Source organism: Streptomyces sp. Da 82-17 (genome assembly GCF_046098215.1).
Lineage (GTDB): Bacteria > Actinomycetota > Actinomycetes > Streptomycetales > Streptomycetaceae > Streptomyces.
Genome location: NZ_JBJURH010000016.1, coordinates 62,897 through 87,986 on the forward strand (window position 1 = coordinate 62,897; position 25,090 = coordinate 87,986).

A 25,090-nucleotide genomic window follows, 5' to 3' on the forward strand; every position below is an offset into this window, starting at 1 on the left:
ATCCTGTCTCGAACTTGTCGTTGATCTTCAAGTGGGTGTCAGCTGGAATTTGTCCGGGATCACTGAGGCCCACCTTTCATACGAATCTACAAGATGGGCCGGGCCACCAGCCAACTCCTTCATGGTTTCGGTGACTGACCCCTGGACGCCGTCGAGCGGTGTACTAACGCCAATCCGCGTGAACAGCAGATGAACGAGTCAGAAGAGCACCGGGCGGAACACGCCAGGCGCTCGTACCGAGCACCAGGGTCGCAGTGCCCGAGGCTCGCACCGACGACCCGATACGAATGAAGAGAGCCGCTCATGGACTTCCTTCGCCCCGCCGGCTGGGAGGAGGCGCTCGCCGCCAAGGCAGAGCACCCCACAGCCGTGCCGATTGCGGGTGGCACCGACGTGATGGTCGAGATCAACTTCGACCACCGTCGCCCCGAGTACCTCCTGGATCTGAACCGCATCAGCGAGCTCCAGGACTGGCACGTGGGCGAGGACACCGTCCAGCTGGGCGCGTCCGTGCCGTACAGCAAGATCATGGAGCACCTGCGCGCCGAGCTGCCCGGTCTCGCGCTCGCCTCGCACACCGTGGCCTCGCCGCAGATCCGCAACCGCGGCGGCGTCGGCGGCAACCTCGGCACCGCCTCGCCCGCCGGTGACGCGCACCCCGCGCTGCTCGCCGCCGACTGCCAGGTCGAGGTCGAGTCGCAGGCCCGCGGCACCCGGCTGATCCCGATCGACGACTTCTACACGGGCGTGAAGCGCAACGCCCTGGAGCCCGACGAGCTGATCAAGTCGGTGCACATCAAGAAGGCCGACGGCCCGCAGCAGTACTCGAAGGTGGGCACCCGGAACGCCATGGTCATCGCCGTGTGCGCCTTCGGCATCGCCCTGCACCCCGAGACCCGCACCGTCCGTACCGGCATCGGCTCCGCCGCCCCCACCCCGATCCGGGCGAAGGCGGCCGAGGAGTTCCTGAACGCCGCGCTGGAAGAGGGCGGCTTCTGGGACAACGGAAAGATCATCACCCCGTCGATCGCGAAGCAGTTCGCCGAGCTCTGCTCCGGCGCCGCCAACCCGATCGACGACGTCCGCGGCACCGCGAGCTATCGCAAGCACGCCGTGGGCATCATGGCCCGCCGCACGCTCGGCTGGACCTGGGAGTCGTACCGCAGCGGCAAGGGCCGTGGCGCGGAAGGAGTTGCGTGACGATGCGCGTCAGTTTCACGGTCAACGGCCGTCAGCAGGAAGCCGACGACGTCTGGGAGGGCGAGTCCCTGCTCTACGTCCTGCGCGAGCGGATGGGCCTGCCCGGCTCGAAGAACGCCTGCGAGCAGGGCGAGTGCGGCTCGTGCACGGTCCGCCTCGACGGCGTGCCGGTGTGCTCCTGTCTGGTCGCCGCCGGTCAGGCCGAGGGCCGCGAGGTCGTCACGGTCGAGGGCCTCGCCGACTTCGCCAAGCAGCGTGCCGAGCACGGCGGCTGCGCCACCGGAGCCTGCGGCTCCGAGCAGGGCACCTCTCTGCAGGCCGCTCAGCAGTGGTCCGCCAAGGGCACCGACTCGCAGACCGGTGAGGGCACCGAACTCTCCCCGATCCAGCAGGCGTTCATCGACGCCGGCGCCGTCCAGTGCGGCTTCTGCACCCCCGGCCTCCTGGTCGCGGCCGACGAGCTCCTGGAGCGCAACGAGTCGCCGTCCGACGCGGACATCCGCGAGGCGCTCTCCGGCAACCTCTGCCGCTGCACCGGATACGAGAAGATCCTGGACGCCGTCCGCCTCGCCGCGGCCCGTCAGGGAGAGGCGGTCTGATCATGGCTGGCACCAAGACCACCACCACGGGTGCGCCGACCAACGTCACCCAGAAGCACAACAAGGGCGGCATCGGCGAGTCCACGCTCCGCCCCGACGGCACCCTCAAGGTCACCGGCGAGTTCGCGTACTCCTCGGACATGTGGCACGAGGACATGCTCTGGGGCCAGACGCTGCGCTCCACCGTCGCGCACGCCGAGATCGTCTCCATCGACACCGCCGAGGCCCTCGCCACCCCGGGCGTGTACGCGGTCCTGACGTACGACGACCTGCCGGCCGAGATGAAGAACTACGGCCTGGAGATCCAGGACACCCCGGTCCTCGCGCACGGCAAGGTCCGCCACCACGGCGAGCCCGTCGCCCTCGTCGCCGCCGACCACCCGGAGACCGCGCGCCGCGCCGCCGCGAAGATCAAGGTCGAGTACAAGGAACTGCCCGTCATCACCGACGAGGCCTCCGCGCTCGCCGAGGACGCCGTCCTCGTCCACGAGGGCCGCGACGACGAGTACATCGAGTGGGTCTCCCACCCGAACATCGTCCACAACCAGCCGATCATCCGCGGCAACGCCGAAGAGGCCGCCAAGAAGGCCGACTTCGTCGTCAAGGGCGAGTACACCTTCGGCATGCAGGACCAGGCCTTCCTCGGCCCCGAGTCCGGCCTCGCCGTGCCCGCGGAGGACGGCGGCGTCGACCTGTACGTCGCCACCCAGTGGCTGCACTCCGACCTGGAGCAGATCGCCCCCGTCCTCGGCCTGCCCGAGGAGAAGGTGCGGATGACGCTGGCCGGCGTCGGCGGCGCCTTCGGCGGTCGCGAGGACATCTCGATGCAGATCCACGCCTGCCTGCTCGCGCTCCGCACGGGCAAGCCGGTGAAGATCGTCTACAACCGCTTCGAGTCGTTCTTCGGCCACGTCCACCGCCACCCGGCGAAGCTGTACTACGAGCACGGCGCCACCAAGGACGGCAAGCTCACGCACATGAAGTGCCGCATCGTCCTGGACGGCGGGGCCTACGCCTCGGCCTCCCCGGCGGTCGTCGGCAACGCCTCGTCCCTGTCGCTCGGCCCGTACGTCTGCGACGACGTCGAGATCGAGGCCGTCGCCCTCTACACCAACAACCCGCCCTGCGGCGCGATGCGCGGCTTCGGCGCCGTCCAGGCCTGCTTCGCGTACGAGGCCCAGATGGACAAGCTCGCCGACGCGGTGGGCATGGACCGGGTCGAGTTCCGGCAGCTCAACGCCATGGAGCAGGGCACGATCATGCCGACCGGGCAACCGGTCGACTCGCCCGCCCCGGTCGCCGAGATCCTGCGCCGGGTCAAGGAGCGCCCGCTGCCGCCGGAGCGCCAGTGGGAGGTCGCCGACGGCGACGCCGACGTGCGCGAACTGCCCGGCGGACTCTCCAACACCACCCACGGCGAAGGCGTCGTACGCGGCGTCGGCTACGCGGTCGGCATCAAGAACGTCGGCTTCTCCGAGGGCTTCGACGACTACTCCACCGCCAAGGTGCGGATGGAGGTCATCAACGGCGAGCCCGTCGCCACGGTCCACACGGCCATGGCGGAGGTCGGCCAGGGCGGCATCACCGTGCACGCCCAGATCGCCCGCACCGAGCTCGGCGTCCAGCAGGTCACCATCCACCCCGCCGACACCCAGGTGGGCTCGGCCGGTTCGACCTCTGCGTCCCGGCAGACGTACGTCACCGGCGGCGCCGTCAAGAACTCCTGCGAGCTGGTCCGCGAGAAGGTCCTGGAGATCGGCCGGCGCAAGTACGGCTCGTACCACCCGGCGTGGGCCACCGCCGAACTCCTCCTGGAGGGCGGCAAGGTCGTCACCGACGGCGGCGAGGCCCTCGCGGACCTGGCGGAGCTCCTGGAGGACGAGACCGTCGAGGTCGAGGCCGAGTGGCGGCACCGCCCGACCGTGGCCTTCGACAAGCGCACCGGCCAGGGCAACGGCCACGTCCAGTACTCGTTCGCCGCGCACCGCGCCGTCGTCGAGGTGGACACCGAGCTGGGCCTGGTCAAGGTCATCGAACTGGCCACCGCGCAGGACGTCGGCAAGGCCCTCAACCCGCTCTCCGTCGTCGGCCAGATCCAGGGTGGCACCACCCAGGGCCTGGGCGTCGCGGTGATGGAGGAGATCGTCGTCGACCCGAAGACCGCGAAGGTGCGCAACCCCTCCTTCACGGACTACCTGATCCCGACCATCCTCGACACGCCGACCATCCCCGTCGACTACCTCGAGCTGGCCGACCCGCACGCCCCCTACGGCCTGCGCGGCATGGGAGAGGCCCCCACCCTCTCCTCCACCCCGGCCGTCCTCGCGGCGATCCGGAACGCCACGGGCCTGGAGCTCAACAAGACTCCGGTACGCCCCGAGCACCTCACCGGCACCTGACCGGAACCCCACCGGCACCGACCGGCGCCCGAGGCCCCACCCAGGCCGACGACGGCAGCAGCAACCAGTACCACCAGCACCAACTGACGTGAGTTCCGGGGGAGTTCGGCTCCCCCCGGCTTCCCCGGAACTCCACTCGTTCGTCTCGGGCCGTCCCCCGGGTCGTGCAGCCAAGCAACATCCCAAATTCCGCCGTGCAGCACAGCGCGCGGATGCCCCTGTGAACCTTGGGAGAAGGCCCCATGACCCAGTCGTCAGTGGAGACCAAGACGGTCGCGGAGGACGCCGGCAACGGCTCGCGTGTCCCCGCCGGCCGGTCTTGGCTCGACCGGTACTTCCACATATCCAGCCGAGGATCGACGGTCGCGCGTGAGGTGCGCGGCGGCATCACCACCTTCATGGCGATGGCCTACATCCTCCTGCTCAACCCGCTGCTGCTCGGCGGTGAGGACGCGCTCGGCAACAAGATGAGCCAGCCGGCGCTGATCACCGCCACCGCTCTCGCGGCCGCGGTCACCACCCTGGCGATGGGCTTCATCGGCAAGGTCCCGCTGGCGCTCGCAGCGGGTCTCAGCGTCTCCGGCGTCCTGTCCACCCAGGTCGCCCCCGACATGACCTGGCCGCAGGCCATGGGCATGTGTGTGATCTACGGCGTCGTGATCATGCTTCTGGTCGCCACCGGCGTACGAGAAGTGATCATGAACGCGATCCCGTTGCCCCTGAAGCACGGCATCACCATGGGCATCGGCCTGTTCATCGCGATGATCGGCTTCGTGAACGCCGGCTTCGTGGGCAAGGGCGAGGGCGGTCCCGTCACGCTCGGTGTCGGGGGGCATCTGAGCGGCTGGCCCGTCGCGCTCTTCGCGGGCACCCTGATCCTGATCTTCATGCTGCAGGCCCGGAAGGTGCCCGGAGCGATCCTCCTCGGCATCGTGGTCGGCACCGTGGTCTCCGTCGGGGCCACCGCCGCCGGGCTGATCTCCGAGAAGGAGTGGGGCGGCAAGGCCCCGGTCCTGAACGGCAGCCCCGTCTCCATGCCGGACTTCGGGCTCTTCGGCAACATCGAGTTCGGCGGCTGGGAGAAGCTCGGCGCGACCACCGTCGGCATGATCGTCTTCACCCTGGTCCTGGCGGGCTTCTTCGACGCGATGGCCACCATCATCGCCGTCGGCCAGGAGGCCAAGCTCGCCGACGACCGGGGCCGGATGCCCGGCCTCAACAAGGCCCTGTTCATCGACGGCGCCGGCGGCGCGGTCGGCGGTGTGGCGGGCGCCTCCGGGCAGACCGTGTTCATCGAGTCGGCCTCCGGCGTCGGCGAGGGCGCCCGTACGGGCCTGTCGGCCACGGTCACCGGCCTGTTCTTCGCCGCCTGCCTGTTCTTCACGCCGCTCACCCAGCTCGTGCCGAACCAGGTGGCCTCGGCCGCGCTCGTCGTGATCGGCGCGATGATGCTGCAGAACGCCCGGCACGTGGACTGGACCGACTGGTCCGTGGCCGCCCCGGTGTTCCTGACGGTCGTCCTGATGCCGTTCACGTACACCATCACCGCCGGTGTCGGCTGCGGCGTCATCGCCTACTGCGCGATCAAGCTGGCGCAGGGCAAGTGGCGCGACCCGAGCATCTTCATGTGGATCCTGTCGGCCGTGTTCATCTTCTACTTCGCCACCGGATCCGGGCACTAGCCCCCACCCTCGCGGAATGCCCTCGCGCATCCGCCCCACGTATCGTTTCTGAAGGAGGCCGACATGCTGGACATCGCCGAGGAACTGAACCGGTGGGTCGAGCAGGGACGTGACTTCGCCGTCGCCACCGTCGTGGCGGTCAGCGGCAGCGGTCCCCGTCAGCCCGGTGCCGCACTCGCCGTGGACAGCGAGGGCACCGCCATCGGATCGGTCTCGGGCGGATGCGTCGAGGGCGCCGTGTACGAGCTGTGCCAACAGGCGCTGGAGGACGGCCGTTCGGTCGTCGAGCGCTTCGGCTACAGCGACGAGGACGCCTTCGCCGTCGGCCTGACCTGCGGCGGAGTCATCGACATCCTCGTCACCCCGGTACCCGCGGACGCTCCGGGACGGGGAGTGTTCGCGGCCGCGCTGGCCGCCGCCGCCTCCGGTGAGGCGGCGGCGGTCGCGCGGATCACCGACGGCCCGTCCGAACTCCTCGGCCACGCCCTCCTCGTCCGCCCCGACGGCACGTACGAGGGCGGCTTCGGCGGCCACCCCGAGCTGGACCGCACCGCGGCGGGCGAGACGCGGGCGATGCTCGACGCCGGGCGCACCGGCACCGTCGGGATAGGCGAGGACGGTTCGCGCTGCGGCAGCCCCGTCACCCTGCTCGTCGAGTCCTCCGTGCCCGCGCCCCGGATGATCGTCTTCGGGGCCATCGACTTCGCCTCCGCCCTGGTCCGCGTCGGCAAGTTCCTCGGCCACCACGTCACCGTCTGCGACGCCCGCCCGGTCTTCGTGACCCGCACCCGCTTCCCCGAGGCCGACGAGATCGTCGTCGAGTGGCCGCACAAGTACCTGCGCCGCCAGCACGAGGCCGGCCTGATCGACGCCCGCACCGTCCTCTGCGTCCTCACCCACGACGCCAAGTTCGACGTGCCCCTGCTCGAACTCGCCCTGCGCCTGCCCGTCGCGTACGTCGGCGCGATGGGCTCCCGCCGCACCCACGAGGACCGCAACCGCCGGCTGCGCGAAGTCGGCGTCGGCGAGCTGGAGTTGAGCCGCCTGCGCTCCCCGATCGGCCTGGACCTCGGGGCCCGTACGCCGGAGGAGACCGCCCTGTCGATCGGCGCGGAGATCGTGGCGAACCGGCGCGGCGGCAGCGGGGTCTCCCTCACCGGCGCGCACACCCCGATCCACCACGACGGCCAGGAACCGCCGACGGGCAGGATCGGCTCGGTCGCCTGAGCGCCGCCTCCCGTACGCGTTGCCGGACGCTTTCCCGTACACCTCCCCGTACGCGTCAGGCGACGGCGATCCCCAGCCACAGCGCGGCCGCCGACAGCACCAGGAACGCCACTGGCGCCCACATCGTGCCGAACACCCGCGCCCGGAAATGGGTCACCACGGCCCCGACGAAGAGCAGCACGAGCCCCACGGCCGCCGCGACCCCGAGCCACCGCCAGCCCGCGAGCCCCAGGAACAGCCCGGCCGTGGCCGCGACCTTCGGCACACCGAGCGGCGCGACCCAGGAGTGCGGGACGTTCACGGCAGACGACGTCGCGAGGACGGCGGGCGCCCGCATCAGGTCGAGCACCCCGATCGCCCCCACGGCGAGGGCGGTGAACACGGTGACGAGAACGTACGCGAGGAACATGGCTCAGCCTTTCCGGCTCCGGGAGGCCGCGGTGGCGCGGTCCCCTCGACCCTCGCCCCGCGCCCGCCCACCCGTCCAATACCTGCGTCCATAACCAGAGGGAATGGAAACAACGGCCCGGAGGCCGGGCCCGGACCGGGCCTCCTAACCTGGTGCCATGGACGTCGACTCCCGGCTGCTGCGCTCCTTCGTCGCCGTCGCGGAGGAGGGCAACCTGACCCGCGCCGCCGAGCGCCTCTTCGTCTCCCAGCCCGCCCTCACCAAGCAGATCAAGCACCTGGAGCAGCTCCTCGGCGTCCGGCTCTTCACCCGCTCCCGCGGCGGCATGGCCCTCACCGGCCCCGGCCGCACCCTCGCCGAGCGCGCCCCCGCCGTGCTCGCCGCCGTCGACACGGCCGTACGCGACACCCGCAGCGCCGGGCGGGCGGAGGCGCGGGTCCTGCGGGTCGGGTTCCTCGCCAGCGCCGCCAACGAGGCCACGCAGGACATCGTCGCCGAGTTCGGGCGCCGCCGGCCCGGACTGCGGGTCGAGCTGCGCCAGGCCGCCTGGTCCAACCCGACCGCCGGGCTCGACGACGGCGAGGTGGACGCGGCGCTGCTCCGGCTGCCGTTCCCCGGGCAGGACGCGTACCGCGTGCAGGCGCTGCTCACCGAGGACCGGGTCGCGGCGCTCGCGTCGACCCACCCGCTCGCCGACCGGGCCCGCCTCGACTTCGCCGAGCTGTGGGACGAGCCGTTCGTCGCCGCCCCGCCCACGACCGGGCCGTGGTGCGACTACTGGCTGGCCGCCGAGGCCCGCCCCGCCGACCGGCCCGTGCGCATCGGCGCCGTCACCGACCAGCCCGACGAATGGCTCAGCGCCATCGCCAACGGCTACGGCATCGCCCTCGCCCCCGCGTCCGCCGCCCGCTTCTACGCCCGGCCCGGGGTGGCGTACGTACCGCTGGACGGCGTCGCGCCCACCTCGGTCGGCGTGGCCTGGGCGCCCGGGGACGACGCGAACCCGGTGGTCAGGGACTTCGTGGCGAGCTGCCTGCACGCGGTGGACGCGCCGCCGGACGGCCCGTTCGACTCCCCGACGACGGGACCTTAGGCCCTGACACGAGCGGCCGGGCGGCCGCACGCTGGAGGGATGAGCACGAGCGCCCCGACGACGAGCGCGCCGCGCACGGCCGGCCCGATCCTGGCCGCCGTCGACGGCTCCGAATCCAGCCTCAGGGCCCTGACCTGGGCCGTCGAGGCGGCCATCGGCCACGGCACGGGCGTCGTCGCCGCCCACGTCCGCACCGCCCGCGCGCCCGCCCCCGACCTCGTACGGAAACGGGTCGAGGACACGGTCGCCGCATACGGGGACGCCGCGCCGCCGCTGCGGTACGTGGCCGTCGACGGCACCCCCGCCACCGCACTCGGCGAGCTCGCGCACAAGGCGGGCCTGCTGGTCCTCGGCTCGCGCGGCCTCGGCGGGTTCGCGGCGCTGCTGCTCGGCTCGACCGGCCGCAAGTGCGCCGCGCAGGCGCCGTGCCCGGTGGTGGTCGTCCCGCACGCCTCGCGCGCCGCCGAGACCGCACGGCAGGGCCCGCCCGGCCGGGTCGTGCTCGGCCTCGACCCGGCGGAGACCGCCGACGAGGTGATCGAGTTCGCGTTCGCCGGGGCGGCCCGGCGGGGCGTGGAACTCCAGGTCGTGTCCACGTACCGGGTGCCGCTGCGGGCGCTGACGACGATGGGCGACCTCGTGCCCGGCGACGCGGCGGACGCGCGCAGCGCGGGCCTGGCCCTCACGGCAGGCCAGCGGGAACGGCTCACGTCGTTCGCGGAGCGCTATCCGAAGGTCGCCGTGGACCCGGTGGTGGCCCCCGCGGACCCGGCGGGCCGCCTGGTCACCGCGTCCCGTACGGCCGATCTCCTCGTCGTCGGCCGCCACCGGCACCGGCTCACCACGGACACGCTGCTGATGGGCTCGGTCGCCAACGCGGTGCTGCTGCACGCGCATTGCGCGGTCGCGGTGGTGCCGGGCTGAGACGACCGACCGCCGGACCGCCGGCGAACAGGCCCTGCCGAAGGCGCCATTGCCGGATCTACGTGCACCGTGCAAGATTCAACTCGCCCCCCACGCCCGTGACTTGTGCACGACGTGAGGAGCACGTACGCATGCGTCTTTCCGCCTCAGCCCTGGCCGCGTGCGGTCTGGCCACCGCCGCCCTGGCCACCACCCTGCTCGCCGGGCCCGCCGCCGCCGAAACCGTGGCCGCGTCCGCCCCGGAGGGCCCGGGACAGTGCCGGATCTCCGAGGACCCGCAGTGGTCCGGCTGGACCGACCACGCCCAACTCGGCGCGGAACTCCGGCAGATCGCGCAGACCAGCCGGGGCCGGGTGACCGTCGACGTGGCCGGCCGCACCGCCCAGGGCCGCGAGCTGTGGACCGCCCGCGCGGGCACCGGCAAACGCGTCCTGATCGTCACCAGCGCCATCCACGGCAACGAGCGCACCGGCACGGAGGCGCTGCTCGGCATCCTGAAGCAGCTCGGCTCCAGCGACGACGCGGCGACCCGGAAGATCCTCAGCGAGGTCACGCTCGTCGCCATGCCGATGGTCAACCCCGACGGCGGGGAGCTCAACCGCCGTATCAACGTGCACTCATGGGAGCAGACGGTCGACCGGTTCCCGCAGCTCGCGGGCGCGCCGAGGGCCTGGTACCACAGCCTGGAGGGCGACGGCATCAAGCAGCCCGGCTACGACCTGAACCGCGACTTCAACCCCGACCTCGACTATGTGCCGAAGGCCGCCGACCTGCCCGGCACGCAGACCGGCGCCGGGTTCTACCTCTCCCCGGAGTCCCGCGCGATCCGCGACGTGTACGTGAAGATGCGGGCGGAGAAGGGCTCGGTCGACGCGATGGTCGACCTGCACCACATGGGCCCGTGCGCGCGGGTCACCGGCGGCGAGCAGGACGGCAAGCTGATCACCGTCACGCTCGACTACCCGCCGCTGGGCGTGAACGACGGCGCCAAGTACAAGGCGCAGTGGCCGAAGCTGGACCAGGACAAGTCCCGCCGGTACGCCACCACGGTGGCCAACGGCATCGCCGAGGCGTACGGGGACCAGGCCAGGCCGGCCGCCGTGGGCCGCTACCTCCACCCGGACGAGCGCGAGTACGCGGGCCAGGGCCGCTCCGCCTTCGCCCTCAACGGCACGGGCACGGTCCTCTTCGAGGTCCGCGGCCAGCAGGACGACCTGGGCCAGACGCAACGCGGCATGTTCGTCGAAACGGTCCGCACAGGCGTGGAGTCCCTCCTCACCGGCCTCGCCACAGGCACAGCGGACACGGTCGACGGCGACAGCTTCTACGACCTGCCGGACTACGGGTGGGAGACGACGGGGGACTGAGGCGCCCTGCGGCCGGCCTGCTCGCCTCAGCCCCGCGCGGCGGAGAGCGTGGCGAGCAGGCCGGCGTCGATCTGGTCGCTGTCGAGGGTGACTCCGGTGGGGGCGTGCAGCAGCGCGAGGGAGGTGTGCTGCGGGAGTTGGTGGTTGTCGGGGTCCAGGAATCCGACCCGGCGCATGGGTTCGAGGAGCCGGTCGGGGTCCTCGCCGTCCTCGTCGTGCCGGGCTTCGGGCACTCCGTGCTCGAACGTGGTGATCAGCCTGCCGTCCTCCCAGAGGGCCACGTAGCCGAGCGCGTTGCCGTTGTGGCAGCAGTGGATCAGACGGGTGCCACGGGAGGCGGGGGCGAGGCGTTCACTGCCGAACACAAGGACGCTCTCGGGCTCGAAGGCCCACGCCCAGCCGTTCGCGACACCGGCCTGGACGACGGCCGTTTCGAGGCCGTGCTCGTCGTAGTGCTCCCACGCCTCCTGGCGGGCGTCCTGGACCTCGTCGCTGTCGGCCGGTCGCCGGGTGCTCGCGGGATCACAGCCGAGCCGAGCCAGCAGCTCGCGGTCCGTCAGCCCTTCGACGAGGGTCAGGCTGTGGCACATGTGAAACTCGGCGATCCAGCCAAGAGGGTTGTCTGGCACGGGAGTTCAGCGCCTCGCATACGTGACGAACGCCGACCACGCGGCGGGAGTGGTGGTGATGTGGGGGTGGGTGGGGTGCTTGGAGTCGCGGATGTGGAGGGTCAAGTGGTGCTGGTCCTGGGCGACTTCGACGCAGTCGCCGCCCCCGCCGCCGCTGTACGTCGACTTCCGCCAGTCGAGTGCGACTTCGATACACTCGCCGCCCTCGCCACTGCTGTAGCTCGACTTGAACCAGGCGAGTTCCTCGGTGGAGTTCATCGCTTCTCCAGCTTCCTCTCGATCAGCTCCAAGGACTTGCGTGGCGTGAGGGCCGCCGCACGCATGATCCCATAGCGCTCGCCCAGCACTCGGGCCTCCGCGGCGTCGGTGATCAGCCTCGGGTGGCCCTGAGATTCCGTGTAACCGAGCGGGTGGTTATGGTTCCTGGGGACCAGGAGGTTGAACGCGCAGTCCAGGCTGGGGTGTTCCTCGCAGTCGGTAGGCATCACCTGAAGTTCGACGTTCCGCATCCGACTCACCTCTGCGATGCGACGCAACTGCGCCTCGTGCACCTTCCGGCCGCCGATGGGGCGGTCAAGGACGGCTTCCTCCAGCACGTAGCTGATGACAGGAGCGGGCCGACGCGTGAGGACCTTCTGTCGGTCCAGTCGGTCCGCGATGCGCTTCTCGATGGTTTCCTCGTCCAACAACGGCCGACGGTTGCGGAACACCGACTCCGCATGTTCAGCGGTCTGGAGCAACCCCGGCACCCCCGCATTCGCGTAGAAGTGCAACTCGACCGCCTGAGCCTCCATCTCCGCGTACCCCCGGTACCACTCCGGATGCCGCGTCCGCGCCCGCGACAGCGCCTCCTGTACGTCGGGGATCGTCGCCCGCAGCACCCCGCCCGCGTCCAGGACTTCGTCCGCCACGCGCAGGAAGTCCGGTTGCGGGATGCGTACGTTGCGTTCGATCGCGGAGATCAGGTCCACGCTCACGTGCGTCGCCGTCGCCAGTTCGCGTTGGCCCAGGCCGCGGGTCTCGCGCAGGACCTTCAGCTGCTTGCCGAGCGCAGCGAACAAGTGCGCCGTGCCGTTCTCCTGCGCCGGCCGTTCCGGCCGTTGCTCCTGCATGCGCGTACCACCCGTACACCCAGCGGAGCGGACCCGTACGGCTACGCTCCGTCGTCCAGTCGTCACTGGTCAGCGTAGGGGTCGGCGGCCACGCTCGGTGACATGACGGAGCAAATCCCCAGCCCTGGGCGGAAGTTCAGGCAATTGTTCAGTGCAACTCCGCGTGGTGCGCGCCTCGCGCGGAGGCTTACCTGCTGCCAACTCGAAGAGTGGGGTTTCCCACACGGCGGCGAGATCTCCGACGCGGCCGCGTCGGTCGTCGCGGAGCTGGCGGTCAACGCGGTCACGCACGGCCGCGTGCCCGGGCGCGGCTTCGCGCTCACCCTGCTCCTCGCCCGCGAACTGCTGCGTATCGAGGTCGCGGACGCGCGCGGCGAGCGGTGGCCCGAGGAGGGGCGCGGGGGTGGGTCGGGGCTGCGGATCGTGTCCGCGTTCGCCGATTCCTGGGGCGTACGGGAGCGGTCGATCGGCAAGATCGTTTGGGCTGAAGTGTCGGGAATGAAGGGGTGGGAGGAGGAATGAGGGCGGTGGGCAGACGGGGCCATCGTCTGCATAATCGGTGGCTGCTTCATGGAAGGTGTGTGGACGAACTGTGAGTGGATCGAGCTGCCCCGGGTGCGGTACCCCGTTTCTGCCGGACTTCAGGCCCGCCTGCGACTGTGCGGTACGGGCTCGGGAGGCGGCGGCGCAGACGCCTGAGCCCGGGACGTCGGGCCGCGTCTTCGGGCAGGTCGCCCCGCCGGACGCCGGCGACACCCAGCCCACCCGGGAGGTCCTCCAGCTCTTCGACGAGGTGCCGCAGCAACCCCCGTACGACGCAACCGAGTTGAGCCGAACCTCCGCCCCCGAGGCCTCCGGGCGCGGCTGGCGGTACGGGCTGATCGCCGGGGCCGCCGCCGTCGTCGCGGTGACCGTCGGCGTGGCGGGCGGGTTCTTCTCCGGCGGTGACGGCGAGGTGGGCGCGACGGGCCCGGCCGAGTCCGTGACCGTCAGCGACTCCGCGGAGCCCACCGCCTCCTCCACCCCGCGGCAGCGGGACCGAGCCGCCCGCGACGAGCGCCGCCCGAGCTCCACCCCGACCGAGACGGCGACCGAGGCCCCGACGCCCTCCGCCACCCCCACCACCGCATCCCCGACCACCCCGTCCAAGCCCCCGAAGCCGACCCGCACGAGCGCGCCCGCGACGGAACAGGAGCAGACACCGACCACCCTCCGCCGCGGCGACCACGGCGACCAGGTCGTCGACCTCCAACAGCGCCTGCGGCAGCTCCAGTTGTACGTCGGCCCCGTGAACGGCAACTACAGCGCCGACGTCGAGGACGCCGTGGCCCGCTTCCAGAGCGCCCGCCAGATCCCCGAACAGCCCGGCGTGTACGGACCGCAGACCCGCGCGGCGGTCGAGCGGGAGACATCGCAGCCGTAAGGCCGCGTCGGGGTCCAGACCGGACGGTCGACCGGCTGCTCCCGCTCGGACAGGCTCTCGAACCATTCCAGCCCGGGCTTCAACTCCCGTATGCCCTGGGCCAGCTCGTTCAGTGGCGTCGCGTCGCTGTTCATCCGGCTTCTCCCCCCTCCGGGCGGGCGGTGGGAGGTCGTTCCCCGGCGGCCGGAATCGGCCACCCGGTTCCCCCTGTCGCAATCTCGAGCCCGCGTCCTAGGATGCAGCAACTCGCCCGCCACGTGCGGCGCGAGGCGATGCGCGTACCACGACGCTCCACCGCACGCGCACCACACCGCACGCGCACCACGCAGCACACGCACCACACAGCACACGCACCACGATGCATGCTCGGTTGTCCGGCTGTCGCCTTGGAGGCCCCGTGTCCGTGTCCGTTCGCACCGCTCTGCCCGTGACCGCCGCGGCCGCCGCTGTCGCCCTGCTGCTCACCGGCTGTACGAGTACCAAGTCGGGCGGGGGAGGCAAGGGCGGCGAGGGCGGGGGCGTGCAGCTGGTCACCGAGGGCGTCCTCAAGACCTGCACCCACCTGCCGTACCCGCCGTTCCAGTCGAAGAAGGGCGGCGAGGTCGTCGGCTTCGACGTGGACCTCGTCGACCTCGTCGCCGAGGAACTCAAGGTGAAGCAGGAGATCGTCAACACGCCGTTCGAGGGCATCGAGACCGGCCAGGACTTCAACACCAACAAGTGCGACCTCGCCGCCGCCGGCATGACCATCACGCCCGAGCGCGACAAGGTCATGGACTTCTCCACCCCGTACTTCGACGCCACCCAGGCCCTGATCACCCGAAAAGGCAAGCCCTACAAGGCACTTGACGACCTGAAGGGCCAGAAGTTCGGCTACCAGAAGGCCACCACCGGCGGCGAGTACGCCAAGAAGAACGCCCCGAAGGGCGCCGAGCTCGTCGAGTTCGAGGACGTCGGCCTGCTCCTCGCCGCCGTGAAGTCCGGCCAGATAGCCGCCGGCATCAACGACAACGGCGTCCTCTTCGACTACGTCAAGCAGAACCCCGACACCGAGGTCACCGCCGAGTTCGACACCGGCGAGCAGTACGGCATCGGCGTACGCACCGGCAACGACGCTCTCCGCGCCAAGATCGACGAAGTCATCAAGGCGGCCAAGAAGGACGGCCGCTACGACGAGATCTACAAGAAGTGGTTCGGCACGGCCCCCAAGAGCAAGTGATGGCGGCCCTCACCCGCAGACAGCGGGCCCGCGCCTTCCGGGGCGCCCAGTACGCGCTGCTCGCCGTAGCCGTTCTCGTCCTGCTGCTGCTCGCCGACTGGGAACGGCTGCGGCAGGCGTTCTTCGACGTCGAGGTCGCGAAGGCGCAGTTCCCGGACATCCTGGCCACGGCCCTCGTCAACACCGTCGTCTACACCCTCCTCGGCTTCGGCTTCGGGCTCGTCCTCGGGCTCGTGCTCGCGCTGATGCGGCTCTCGTCGGTGCCGCCGTACCGCTGGCTCGCCGTCACGTACATCGAGTTCTTCCGCGGCGTGCCCGCGCTGCTCGTGTTCATCGCGCTCGGCTTCGGCGTGCCCCTCGCCTTCGAGGTGGCGCTCGACAAGTACGTGACGGTGATGCTGGCGCTCGGCCTCGTCGGCGCCGCGTACATGGCGGAGACCATCCGCGCCGGCATCCGGGCCGTGCCCAAGGGGCAGATGGAGGCGGCCCGTTCGCTCGGCATGTCGCACGGCCGGGCCATGATCTCCGTGATCATCCCGCAGGCCTTCCGGATCGTGCTGCCGCCGCTGACGAACGAGCTGATCCTGCTGACGAAGGACTCGTCCCTCGTCTACCTCCTCGGGCTCTCCCTCGGCCAGTACGAGCTGGCCAACTTCGGGCGCGACGCGCTCAACGAGCACAAGAGCCTCACGCCGATCCTCATCGCCGGCCTGCTCTACCTGATGATCACGCTGCCGCTCGGACATGTCGTGCGGCGCCTCGAAGCCCGTACGGCGAAAGCGAGTTGAGGTCCTGTGAGCAGTGGTTCGGCCCAGATCGAGGTACGCGGGCTGCACAAGGCGTTCGGGGACCTGGAGGTGCTGCGGGGCATCGACATCACCGTCGAGCGGGGTGAGGTCGTCTGCATCATCGGACCGTCCGGGTCCGGCAAGTCCACGCTCCTGCGCTGCGTGAACCTGCTCGAGGAGCCGACGTCCGGGACGGTCACCGTCGCGGGCACGGAGGTCACCGACCCGGACGTCGACATCGACCGGGTCCGGCGGTCCATCGGCATGGTCTTCCAGTCCTTCAACCTGTTCCCGCACCTGTCCGTCCTGGAGAACCTGACGCTCGCCCAGCGGCGGGTGCTGCGCCGCGACAAGGCGGAGGCGGAACGAGTCGCCCGCACCAACCTGGAGCGGGTCGGGCTCGCCGAGAAGGAGTCCGCGTACCCGGCGCAGCTGTCCGGCGGGCAGCAGCAGCGGGTCGCGATCGCGCGAGCCCTGTCGATGGACCCGGAGCTGATGCTGTTCGACGAGCCGACGTCCGCGCTCGACCCGGAGCTCGTCGGCGACGTGCTCGCCGTCATGCGGTCGCTGGCGCAGGAAGGCATGACGATGCTCGTCGTCACGCACGAGATGAGCTTCGCGCGGGAGGTCGCGGATCGGGTGGTGTTCATGGACGGTGGCGTGATCGTGGAGGAGGGGGTCGCGGAGCGGGTGGTGGGTTCGCCCCAGCATGAACGCACGCGCACGTTCCTCGCCCGAGTCCTCGACCCGGCGGCCGCGCCGGAACCGGTGGAGGTACGCAAGGAGGGTTAGGCGGTCGGGGTTCGGGTTCCTGCATCGCCCTGCGGGCGCCATTTTTCCCCACCCCGCCCCTTCCCGAAAGACTGCCGTCGGCACGGGGGCTCCGCCCCCGGACCCCCGCTCCTCAAACGCCGGAGGGGCTGGTTTTCAGGGGCGCGGGGAACTGCGCGAGCGGCCACGACGGTGCCGCAGACGAACGACGAACCGCCGGAGGCTTTCGGGAAGGGGCGGGGTGGGGGACACGCACGTCGCGGACCGCCCCCGTCCGCAACCCTCGCTACCGTGCCCCCATGACGACGCTCGACGCCCGCGCCCTCAACCGCGCCACCCTCTCCCGGCAACTCCTGCTGGCGCGGACGGCCATGTCCGCCGAGAACGCCGTCGCGCATCTGCTCGGCCTCCAGGCGCAGAACGTCAAACCCCCGTACTACGCCCTCGCGGCCAGGCTCAAGGGCTTCGCCCCGGAAGAGCTCTCGGCGCTCATGGCGGACCGGGCCGTCGTCCGCATCGTCACCCTCCGCTCCACCATCCACACCCACACCGCCGCCGACGCCCTCACGCTCCGCCCCCTCGCGCAGCCCGCCCGCGACCGTGAGCTGCACGCGTTCCGCAAGGGGCTCGAAGGCGTCGATCTCCGTCACCTCACGGAGCAGGCGCGGGAGTTGGTCGAGGAGGAGCCGCGTACCCTCAAGCAGCTGCGGGAGGCGCTCGCCCGCACCTGGCCGGACGCCGACCCGCAGTCCCTCGGCATCGCCGCGCGCAACACCCTCGCCCTCGTCCAGGTCACCCCGCGCGGACTGTGGCGCCGCAGCGGGCAGGTCGCCCTGACGACGGTCGAGCACTGGCTGGGCCGCGCCGAGGGGCCCGTGCCCGAACCGGACGAGGTGGTCCTGCGCTACCTGGCCGCCTTCGGCCCCGCCTCCGTGAAGGACATGCAGACCTGGGCCGGCGTGACCCGGCTCCGCCCGGTCTTCGAGCGGTTGCGGCCCGAGCTCGTCGTGTTCCGGGACGAGCACGGCGTCGAGCTGTTCGATCTGCCCGACGCCCCGCGCCCCGGCCCGGACGCCCCGGCGCCGGTGCGGCTGCTGCCCGAGTACGACAACCTGCTCCTCTCGCACGCCGACCGCACCCGGGTCGTGCCGCCCGCGTACAAGGGGCGCACCTGGGCGGGCAACCGCTCCTACAACGTGTTCCTCGCCGACGGGTTCCTCGCGGGCGTCTGGCGGCTCGACGAACCGGCGGACGGCCCGGCCGTGATCACCGTCGAACCGTTCGGCACGCTCGCGAGGGCGCAGCGCGCGGAGGTCGAGGCGGAGGCGGAACGGCTGCTCGCCGGGCCGATGGGCACGGGCGGCGGCGCCGGGGCGTCGTCGTACGAGGTGCGGTTCGGGCCGGTCGTCGCCGCGTGAAGCCCTCCGGATCCGTGCCGGTCGTCGACACCTGAAGCCCCCGGACCCGGCCGGTCCTCAACGCCTGAAGCCCCCGTGTCCGTGCCGGGTGTCGGGGCCCGCAGCCCCGGATGCGTACCGGCCAGGTCTCAGTCCGCCCGGCCCGTCGCCGCCACCGTCACGCCGAGGCCGATCATCGCGAAGCCGCCCGCGCCGCCGATCAGCGAGAGCCGTCGCTCGGAGCGGGCGAACCAGGTGCGGGCCGCCGCCGCGCCCAGGCCCCACAGGGTGTCCGTGACGAGTCCGATGCCGATCGGGACCAGGCCCAACACCAGCATCTGCAACGGCAGTTGGCCCGCCGAGTGGTCCACCGTCTGCGGCAGCACCGCCGCGAAGAACACGATGCCCTTCGGGTTGGTGACCCCGACGAGGACGCCGTCGAGCACGGTCCGCAGGTCCCCGCGCGCCGGCCCTTCGGGCGCCGCCCGCAGCGACTCGACCCGCATGTCCTTGCGGTGCCGGAAGGCCTGCACGCCGAGGTACACGAGGTACGCGGCCCCCGCCAGCTTCACCGCGAGGAACGCCGCCGCCGACTGCCCGACGAGCGCCCCCACCCCGAACGCCACGGCCACGACCAGCAGATACGAGCCGACGACGTTCCCGAACACCGTCGCGAGTGCCGTCCTGCGGCCGTGCGCGAGGGCCCGGCCGATCACGAACAGCACACTCGGCCCCGGCACGACGATCACGATCAGCGACATCGCGGCGAACGCGAGCAGCCGGTCGACGGACACCATGTTCCACTCCACCTCTCGATCGGGACACGCAGGGCGTGCGACCTTACGGCAGCAGCCCCGCCCGGCGTGCCGCCACCACTGCCTCAAGGCGCGTGTGCGCGCCCAACTTCCGCATCGCGGAGCGGAGATAGCCCTTCACCGTCTCCGGGCGGAGGCCGAGGCGGGCGGCCGTGGCCGCGTTCGTCGCGCCCGACGCCACGCACGCCAGGACGTCGACCTCGCGCGGCGCCAGTCGTACCGCACGCTCCGGGGGAGGGGCGTCGGCCGTCGCCAACTGGCCGACCACGTCCAGGAGTTCGGTCCGCAGCAGCGGGTCCGTGATGCGCGGGGCCAGCGCGCGGAGCGCGGAGTGGGCCTCGCGTACGCGCTCCCAGGCGCCGTCGTCGGAGGGTGGTGCGGCCGAGGGCCCGGGGGAGCGGGTCGCCGTGAGCAGGGCGCGCGCCTCGTCCCGCGCGACCAGCGCCTGCTCGACGTCCCGGGCCGCGGCGACGGCGGCGTTCACGGTGCGGTCGCCGAGCGGCTGGGCCGTGCGCAGCGCGCCGTACAGGACGCCGCGGACCCGGCGCCGCACCACGACCGGTACCGCGAGCACCGAGCGCAGGCCCTCGGCGCCGACGGCGACGTCGTACTCGTGGCTGATGTGCCGCGACGTGCTGTAGTCCGTCACCGCGCAGGCGCGGGCCAGGGCGTGCGCCTTGCCGCCGAGGCCGCTGCCCGGGGCGACGGCGAGGCCCTGCAGGGCGGTCGTCACGGCGCCGCTGAGCTCGCCGATGCGCAGCCCGCGCCCCTCCTCGACCAGGCCGCCGAAGGCGACCGGCAGGCCCGTGGCGCGGCGCAGCCGCACGAGGGCCGCCCGCACCTCCACCGCTGCCCCGGCATCCGCTGTCACGCGCGCCTCCCCTTCGTGGAACCGGTCCGGCACGCCGACACCCCCGTTCGGGGGTGGCAGGATCCGGTCACCGCTTACACGATGTTAATGAGCAGTTCGGCGCTGGGGAGTACACATGCGGTAACCGGCCCGGTTCCGGGATCCACGCACCCCTGCGTACGGCAGCAACACATCGCGGCACCGCCCGGACGCCACCGGACGACAGGAGACAGGCATGCGGACACCGATGACCGTCGCGGACTTCCTCGACCGGGCCGAGCTGGGGTTCGCCTCCAGCCCCGGCGTCGTCGACGAACCCTCCCAACCAGCCCTGCCCGTACCGGAGTTGACGTACGGCGGTCTCGGTGAGCGGGTGCGGGCCTGGCAGGCCGGGTTCGATGCGCTCGGCGTCGGCGAGGGCGAGCGGGTGGCCGTCGTCAGCCACAACTCGACCCGCCTCCTGGAGCTCCTCTTCGCGGTGCCGATGAGCGGCCGGATCTGTGTGCCGGTCAACTTCCGCCTGAAGCCGGAGGAGATCGAGTACGTGGTGCGGCAGAGCGGCGCGTCCGTGCTGCTCGTCGACCCCGAGCTGGACGAGGCGCTCGCCGGGGTCGGGGCGAAGCACCGCTTCGTGCTCGGCGAGCAGACCGACACCGAGCTGATGCGCTTCGGCGTCGAGCCCCGCCCGTGGTCGAACCCGGACGAGGACGCCACCGCCACCATCAACTACACGTCCGGAACGACCGCCCGCCCGAAGGGAGTTCAGCTCACCCACCGCAACATCTGGGTCAACGGCCTCACCTTCGGCCTGCACACCCGCTCCTGGGAGCGCGACGTCTACATGCACACCCTGCCGATGTTCCACTGCAACGGCTGGGGCATGCCGTACGTCATGGCCGGGCTCGGCGTGAAGCAGGTGGTGCTGCGCAAGGTGGACGGCGCGGAGATCCTGCGCCGCGTCGAGGAGCACGGCGTCACCCTGATGTGCGGGGCGCCCGCGGTGTGGAACATGGTTCTGGACGCCGCCGCGACCTGGCGGGGCGAGATCCCGGGCCGCGACAAGGTGCGCATCGTGTGCGCGGGCGCCCCGCCGCCGAGCAAGCTGATCCAGCGCGTCGGGGACGAGCTGGGCTGGGAGTTCACCCAGATCTACGGCCTGACGGAGACGTCCCCGGTGCTCACCTTCAACCGGGCCCGCCCCGAGGACGCGGCGCTGCCCGCCGAGGAGCGCGCCCGCAAGCTGTCGCGGGCCGGACTGCCCGCGCTCGGCGTGCAGTTGAAGGTCTCCGACGCGGGCGAGGTCCTCGCCCGCTCCAACGTCGTGCTCGACGGGTACTGGGAGAAGCCCGAGGAGACCGAGGCGGCCCTGGAGGGCGGCTGGTTCCACACCGGCGACGGCGGCACGATCGACCCGGACGACGGGCACCTCACGATCTCCGACCGCAAGAAGGACGTGATCATCACCGGCGGTGAGAACGTCTCGTCGATCGAGGTCGAGGACGCGATCTTCAGCCACCCGGCGGTCGCCGAGGTCGCCGTGATCGGCGTCCCGCACGAGAAGTGGGGCGAGACCATCAAGGCCCTGGTCGTCCTCGCCGAGGGCGCGACCGCCGACGAGGCCGACATCATCGCCCACTGCAAGGCCCGCATGGCCGGCTACAAGGCGCCCACGAGCGTCGAGTTCAGGGCGGACATCCCGCGCACGGCCACCGGCAAGATCCAGAAGTTCAAGCTGCGGGAGCCGTACTGGGAAGGCATGGGGCGGAAGGTCAACTGACCCCGGCGGACGAGCGGACACACAGGCGGGCGGACGAGCGGTCACACAGGCGGGCGGACGAGCGGTCACACAGGCGGGCGGTGCGGGGCGGTCGGGAGGCCGGCCCGCACCGCCCGTCCGCGTACGGCCACCGCCGCTTCCCCGCTACTGCTCCGCCGCCACGCTCTCCGCGAACCGCCGGGCCGACAGCTCCACCGACTCCGTGGCCGTCTCCACGCCGTCGCCCACGCCGACCATGACGCCGACGAGCTGCGTCTCGAAGAGGCGGTCGCCCGTGCAGGGTTCGACGAGGTAGCGGCCGGTCTCCAGGGACACGATGCCGTGCACCGTCGTCCACATCTGGTGCGCCACCAGCTCCGCGTCGGCCTGCCGGAACCGGCCCGCCGCGATGCAGCGGCCCGCGCACTCCAGAACGCTGGCCAGGGTGTAGCGCCCGTACTGCCGGTCCTCGTCGGTGAGGGAGAACCCGGTCAGCGAGGAGCCGCCGAACATCACCTCGTACAGCGTCCAGTGGGCGAGCGCGTTGTGCCGGTAGAGGCGGCCGAGGAGGGCCATGTCGGCGACCGGGTCGTCGGTCGCCTCGGCGCTCCGCAAGTACGTCTCCAGGCGGGCGAATCCCTCGCGGGCGATCTCGCGCACGAGGTCGTTCATGCTGCCGAAGTGCGTGTACACGGCCATCGTCGAGCAGCCGGCCTCGGCGGCGACGCGGCGCGTGGACATCGCGCGCGGGCCCTCCGTGGTGAGGAGGCGGGCGGCGACCTCGATCAGGGTCGCGCGGGTCGTGGGATCAGGGCGTCTGGGGCTCACCTTGACAGTGTTTCATAACGCCGTTATGTTCGTAGCACAACAGCGTTATGGAATGCCTGGGGCGCCAACTCCCGTCGCCCGCCCCGGCGTTCGGCCGACCGAGGAGGAGACCGTCATGAACAACCCGCCCGCCGAGTCGCTCAACGGCCTGCGTCGCCCGCACTTCCGCCTGGATTCCGGTTGGGACGTCCTCGAGGAGTGGTCGCGGAGCGCTGGGCAGATCGAAAAGAATGCGGTCCACAAAGCCCTTTTCGCGGTCACCGACCACACCGCCTTCGTGGATTACGAGATTCTCGACATCGTGGCCGAGTCCCGGGATGTCTTTGTCCTGGTACGCCAGGATCTGGTGCTCAAGGTCCGGCTCCGCGACCTCGACGCCTTCGAGATTGCCTACGTCGGCCCGGTCGCCGGCGCCCCCGGACTCGAAGACGCCGCGTAACACCCGCTCCCACCTGGGATGTTGTCGAAAACCCGGCACGCTGCGGCCCAACTCCCTTACGCCGGGGGCTTCTTGACACCTGTGCAGGCCCTGTGGAAATGTCGGCGCAAGTTGTCGAGCCTGAAGTTCCTGTTTCGGGATTTCCTAGGGGGATTAACGATGCCGCCGCTCGAAGTTTCCGGTATAGATGTTTCCTCGCGCGTTCGTGCACGTGATATTCAAATGGCGGGCGTCGCGGATGTCCGCCGCCGCGTCCTCATGATTTCCGGGGCCATCGACACCGTCGATCACGACGTGTCCGTCTGTGTGAACCTGCCCGAGCCCGGACGCTGGCAGATCATCAAGTCCGAGACCAATCTGACGGACAAGACCTGGGTGGCCATGCAGGCCGCCACCGACGAGGACTCCGTGTTCGTCGACGGCGACGACACCCTCGTCATGTCGCGCCAGTTCGCCAAGTCGTTCCTCTCGCCCGACCAGCGCCGCCTCACCTTCTACGACGGCGAGGTCCGCCCCGGCGAGGCCGTCGTGAAGATGTACACGCTGGAGACCGCCGGCAACAAGCCGACCTACGCCTACTCCCGCTACAGCCCGATCACCACCGACACCCCCGAGCAGTCCCGCGCCACCCTCGAGCGGCTCATCGCCGAGGGCATGCCGCAGCGGCCGGTCGTCGAAGTGATCGTCCCGGTGACGGTCGTCGGGTGAGCACGTTCGTCCCCGAGCCGCACCTGCTGGAGTCGCCTCGCGGACGCGCCTGGCCGCAGCCGCCCGGCACCGGCCCCGCCCGTCCGTCGAGCCCCGCGCCGCCCACCACCGCCGCAGCGGTGATCGTCGGCGCGGGCCCCGCCGGGCTCGCCGCGGCCTCCGCGCTCTGGCACCTCGGCGTGCGCGACGTCGTCGTCCTCGACCGGAACGGCAGGCCCTGCGGCCGGTTCCTCGACCGCATCGACACCCTGAAGCAGCGGGTGCTCCGCTCGCCCTACCAGCACCACCCGGGCGTCGAGGGCTACCGGGACTGCGAACTCCTCGACTTCGCCCGCCTCCACTGGGCCCGGCTCACCGAGACCGAACGCCGCGAGATCCGCATGGCCCAGTCCGGCCACCGCTCCGTGGTGCCGGTCGACGTGTTCGAGGCGTACTGCCGCCATGTCGCTGCCCTCCACCACGTGGACGCGAGAACCTGGCGCGCCACCGCACGCCGGGTGACCCCGGGCCCTGACCACGTCACCGTCAGCGGGCCCGGGTTCACGGTCACCGCCCCGTACGCGATCCTCTGCCTCGGCGAGGAACGGCGCGACGCGCCCGCGCACTGGACGGACGGCGCGCCCCTGCCCGACGGCGTCGGGTACTGGGACGAGCCCGTGCCCGACGGGGGCGAGAGCCTCGTCGTGGTCGGCGCCGGGCTGAGCGCCGCCCACCTCGTGTCGAACGGCCTCGCCGCCGGACGAAGCGTCCACTGGATCCTGCGCGCCGCCGCGGAGCGCTACCAGTGCGCCGACGTCAACGCCTCGTTCTTCCGCGCCGAAGGACGCGCCCGCTTCGACGGCACCAGCTGGGCCGACCGGCAGCAGCTGATGCGCGCCCAGCGCCGCGCCTCCGTGATGTTCGAGTTCCGGCCGCTGTTCCAACAGGCCGAAGCCGACGGCAGGTTGACGGTGCACCGGGGCCGCGAGGTCCGCGAACTCACCGCGGTCGCGGGAGGGGGCGCCGCCGTGCTTCTCGCCGACGGCACGCGGATCGCCGGCGACCACGTGGCCCTCGCCCTCGGCACCACCGTCTCCACCGGCGAAGCCCTCCTCGGGGCGGGACCGGCCGCGGTCCGGGACGGCTGGCCGGACCTCGACGAACGCACCCTCGCCTACCGCAACGCACCCCGCGTCCTCGCCGTGGGCGCCGCCGCGGGCATGGTCCTCGGGCCCGCCGCCCGCAACATCGACGGCCACCGCGTCGCCACGGCACGCGTCGCCGCGACCGTCGCCGCCGGGCTCGAAGGGCGCACCCTGCCACAGCCCGCCCGCGTGCCCGCGGCCGAGCGGTACGAGGCGGCGGTCGTCCATGCCTGACCCGCACCCACGCCCGCACCCACGCCCGGGCCTGCGCGCACGCCTGCCCGCCCGCCCGCGACCGGCCGTCCGACCCGACCCGTACGAGGCACCGAAC

Annotated in this window: 25 protein-coding genes; 18 read left to right on the forward strand and 7 right to left on the reverse strand. The window is 71.6% G+C overall.

All coding sequences use genetic code 11. From position 1 onward, the window contains the following. Positions 1-303: 303 nt before the first annotated feature. The 5 genes from ACIDOF_RS25130 to ACIDOF_RS25150 all read left to right on the forward strand — a co-directional run bounded on the left by ACIDOF_RS25130 (position 304) and on the right by ACIDOF_RS25150 (position 7,107). On the forward strand, positions 304-1,200 hold the full coding sequence (locus tag ACIDOF_RS25130; RefSeq protein WP_409008348.1) for an FAD binding domain-containing protein: 897 nt from the start codon (positions 304-306) through the stop codon (positions 1,198-1,200). Positions 1,201-1,202: 2 nt separating this feature from the next. Then, positions 1,203-1,799 carry a (2Fe-2S)-binding protein gene (locus ACIDOF_RS25135; RefSeq protein WP_409008349.1) on the forward strand — a complete coding sequence of 199 codons (597 nt, stop codon included), beginning with the start codon at positions 1,203-1,205 and terminating at the stop codon, positions 1,797-1,799. A 2-nt stretch (positions 1,800-1,801) separates the two neighbouring features. Further along, entirely contained in the window at positions 1,802-4,198 is a 2,397-nt protein-coding gene (locus tag ACIDOF_RS25140; protein ID WP_409008350.1) for a xanthine dehydrogenase family protein molybdopterin-binding subunit, read from the forward strand. A 242-nt stretch (positions 4,199-4,440) separates the two neighbouring features. Beyond that, positions 4,441-5,880, forward strand: a complete 1,440-nt coding sequence (locus ACIDOF_RS25145; protein ID WP_409008351.1) for an NCS2 family permease — start codon at positions 4,441-4,443, stop codon at positions 5,878-5,880. Positions 5,881-5,943: 63 nt separating this feature from the next. Then, positions 5,944-7,107, forward strand: coding sequence for an XdhC family protein (locus tag ACIDOF_RS25150; RefSeq protein ID WP_409008352.1), 1,164 nt, complete (start codon positions 5,944-5,946; stop codon positions 7,105-7,107). 55 nt (positions 7,108-7,162) lie between these two features. On the opposite strand, the gene ACIDOF_RS25155 is transcribed toward ACIDOF_RS25150, so the two are convergent. Continuing rightward, positions 7,163-7,516 (reverse strand): DoxX family protein, encoded by a 354-nt coding sequence (locus ACIDOF_RS25155; RefSeq protein ID WP_409008353.1) that lies wholly within the window; start codon positions 7,514-7,516, stop codon positions 7,163-7,165. Between the two features lie 157 nt (positions 7,517-7,673). Between ACIDOF_RS25155 and ACIDOF_RS25160 the strand changes: the two genes are divergently transcribed. The 3 genes from ACIDOF_RS25160 to ACIDOF_RS25170 all read left to right on the forward strand — a co-directional run bounded on the left by ACIDOF_RS25160 (position 7,674) and on the right by ACIDOF_RS25170 (position 10,900). Then, the gene (locus tag ACIDOF_RS25160; protein WP_409008354.1) at positions 7,674-8,609 is read left to right on the forward strand and encodes a LysR family transcriptional regulator; all 936 of its coding nucleotides are present in this window, start codon (positions 7,674-7,676) and stop codon (positions 8,607-8,609) included. A gap of 39 nt (positions 8,610-8,648) precedes the next feature. Further along, a complete protein-coding gene (locus ACIDOF_RS25165) occupies positions 8,649-9,533 on the forward strand; it encodes a universal stress protein (RefSeq protein WP_409008355.1) in 885 nt (294 codons plus the stop codon). A 131-nt stretch (positions 9,534-9,664) separates the two neighbouring features. Beyond that, a complete protein-coding gene (locus ACIDOF_RS25170; RefSeq protein WP_409008356.1) occupies positions 9,665-10,900 on the forward strand; it encodes a M14 family zinc carboxypeptidase in 1,236 nt (411 codons plus the stop codon). Positions 10,901-10,926: 26 nt separating this feature from the next. Here the strand turns inward: ACIDOF_RS25170 and ACIDOF_RS25175 are convergent, their stop codons facing one another. Genes ACIDOF_RS25175 through ACIDOF_RS25185 form a run of 3 tightly spaced genes read right to left on the reverse strand, consistent with a single transcriptional unit; the run spans position 10,927 to position 12,641 of the window. Then, entirely contained in the window at positions 10,927-11,490 is a 564-nt protein-coding gene (locus ACIDOF_RS25175) for a DUF6461 domain-containing protein (RefSeq protein WP_409008357.1), read from the reverse strand. Between the two features lie 45 nt (positions 11,491-11,535). After that, the gene (locus ACIDOF_RS25180; RefSeq protein WP_409008358.1) at positions 11,536-11,787 is read right to left on the reverse strand and encodes a DUF397 domain-containing protein; all 252 of its coding nucleotides are present in this window, start codon (positions 11,785-11,787) and stop codon (positions 11,536-11,538) included. Continuing rightward, positions 11,784-12,641: a helix-turn-helix domain-containing protein gene (locus tag ACIDOF_RS25185; protein ID WP_409008359.1), complete on the reverse strand. Its 858-nt coding sequence runs from the start codon at positions 12,639-12,641 to the stop codon at positions 11,784-11,786. Before ACIDOF_RS25185 ends, ACIDOF_RS25180 begins: the two co-directional genes overlap by 4 nt. A 102-nt stretch (positions 12,642-12,743) precedes the next feature. Here ACIDOF_RS25185 and ACIDOF_RS25190 point away from each other — a divergent pair, with 102 nt between their 5' ends. The 6 genes from ACIDOF_RS25190 (at position 12,744) to ACIDOF_RS25215 (ending at position 18,260) form a co-directional block, all read left to right on the forward strand. Then, the gene (locus ACIDOF_RS25190) at positions 12,744-13,163 is read left to right on the forward strand and encodes an ATP-binding protein (RefSeq protein ID WP_409008360.1); all 420 of its coding nucleotides are present in this window, start codon (positions 12,744-12,746) and stop codon (positions 13,161-13,163) included. 70 nt (positions 13,164-13,233) lie between these two features. Next, a complete protein-coding gene (locus ACIDOF_RS25195; RefSeq protein ID WP_409008361.1) occupies positions 13,234-14,064 on the forward strand; it encodes a peptidoglycan-binding domain-containing protein in 831 nt (276 codons plus the stop codon). A 403-nt stretch (positions 14,065-14,467) separates the two neighbouring features. Further along, positions 14,468-15,283 carry an ABC transporter substrate-binding protein gene (locus ACIDOF_RS25200; RefSeq protein ID WP_409008473.1) on the forward strand — a complete coding sequence of 272 codons (816 nt, stop codon included), beginning with the start codon at positions 14,468-14,470 and terminating at the stop codon, positions 15,281-15,283. Then, positions 15,283-16,071 carry an amino acid ABC transporter permease gene (locus tag ACIDOF_RS25205; RefSeq protein WP_409008362.1) on the forward strand — a complete coding sequence of 263 codons (789 nt, stop codon included), beginning with the start codon at positions 15,283-15,285 and terminating at the stop codon, positions 16,069-16,071. The genes ACIDOF_RS25200 and ACIDOF_RS25205 overlap by 1 nt, the downstream gene beginning before the upstream one ends. Before the next feature lie 6 nt (positions 16,072-16,077). Next, positions 16,078-16,863: an amino acid ABC transporter ATP-binding protein gene (locus ACIDOF_RS25210; protein WP_409008363.1), complete on the forward strand. Its 786-nt coding sequence runs from the start codon at positions 16,078-16,080 to the stop codon at positions 16,861-16,863. Between the two features lie 278 nt (positions 16,864-17,141). Further along, a complete protein-coding gene (locus ACIDOF_RS25215) occupies positions 17,142-18,260 on the forward strand; it encodes a winged helix DNA-binding domain-containing protein (RefSeq protein WP_409008364.1) in 1,119 nt (372 codons plus the stop codon). A 128-nt stretch (positions 18,261-18,388) separates the two neighbouring features. Here the strand turns inward: ACIDOF_RS25215 and ACIDOF_RS25220 are convergent, their stop codons facing one another. Beyond that, the gene (locus tag ACIDOF_RS25220) at positions 18,389-19,036 is read right to left on the reverse strand and encodes a LysE family translocator (protein ID WP_409008365.1); all 648 of its coding nucleotides are present in this window, start codon (positions 19,034-19,036) and stop codon (positions 18,389-18,391) included. Positions 19,037-19,079: 43 nt separating this feature from the next. Further along, positions 19,080-19,925 carry a response regulator transcription factor gene (locus ACIDOF_RS25225; protein ID WP_409008366.1) on the reverse strand — a complete coding sequence of 282 codons (846 nt, stop codon included), beginning with the start codon at positions 19,923-19,925 and terminating at the stop codon, positions 19,080-19,082. Positions 19,926-20,139: 214 nt separating this feature from the next. Between ACIDOF_RS25225 and ACIDOF_RS25230 the strand changes: the two genes are divergently transcribed. Next, a complete protein-coding gene (locus ACIDOF_RS25230) occupies positions 20,140-21,681 on the forward strand; it encodes an AMP-binding protein (RefSeq protein ID WP_409008367.1) in 1,542 nt (513 codons plus the stop codon). A 144-nt stretch (positions 21,682-21,825) separates the two neighbouring features. On the opposite strand, the gene ACIDOF_RS25235 is transcribed toward ACIDOF_RS25230, so the two are convergent. Next, on the reverse strand, positions 21,826-22,488 hold the full coding sequence (locus ACIDOF_RS25235; protein ID WP_409008368.1) for a TetR/AcrR family transcriptional regulator: 663 nt from the start codon (positions 22,486-22,488) through the stop codon (positions 21,826-21,828). Between the two features lie 115 nt (positions 22,489-22,603). On the opposite strand from ACIDOF_RS25235, the gene ACIDOF_RS25240 reads away from it, so the two are divergent. The 3 genes from ACIDOF_RS25240 to ACIDOF_RS25250 all read left to right on the forward strand — a co-directional run bounded on the left by ACIDOF_RS25240 (position 22,604) and on the right by ACIDOF_RS25250 (position 24,993). Further along, positions 22,604-22,927, forward strand: a complete 324-nt coding sequence (locus ACIDOF_RS25240; protein ID WP_409008369.1) for a DUF6235 family protein — start codon at positions 22,604-22,606, stop codon at positions 22,925-22,927. 222 nt (positions 22,928-23,149) lie between these two features. Then, positions 23,150-23,635, forward strand: a complete 486-nt coding sequence (locus tag ACIDOF_RS25245; protein WP_409008370.1) for a DUF6423 family protein — start codon at positions 23,150-23,152, stop codon at positions 23,633-23,635. Further along, positions 23,632-24,993 (forward strand): NAD(P)-binding protein, encoded by a 1,362-nt coding sequence (locus ACIDOF_RS25250; protein WP_409008371.1) that lies wholly within the window; start codon positions 23,632-23,634, stop codon positions 24,991-24,993. Before ACIDOF_RS25245 ends, ACIDOF_RS25250 begins: the two co-directional genes overlap by 4 nt. Positions 24,994-25,090: the final 97 nt, after the last annotated feature.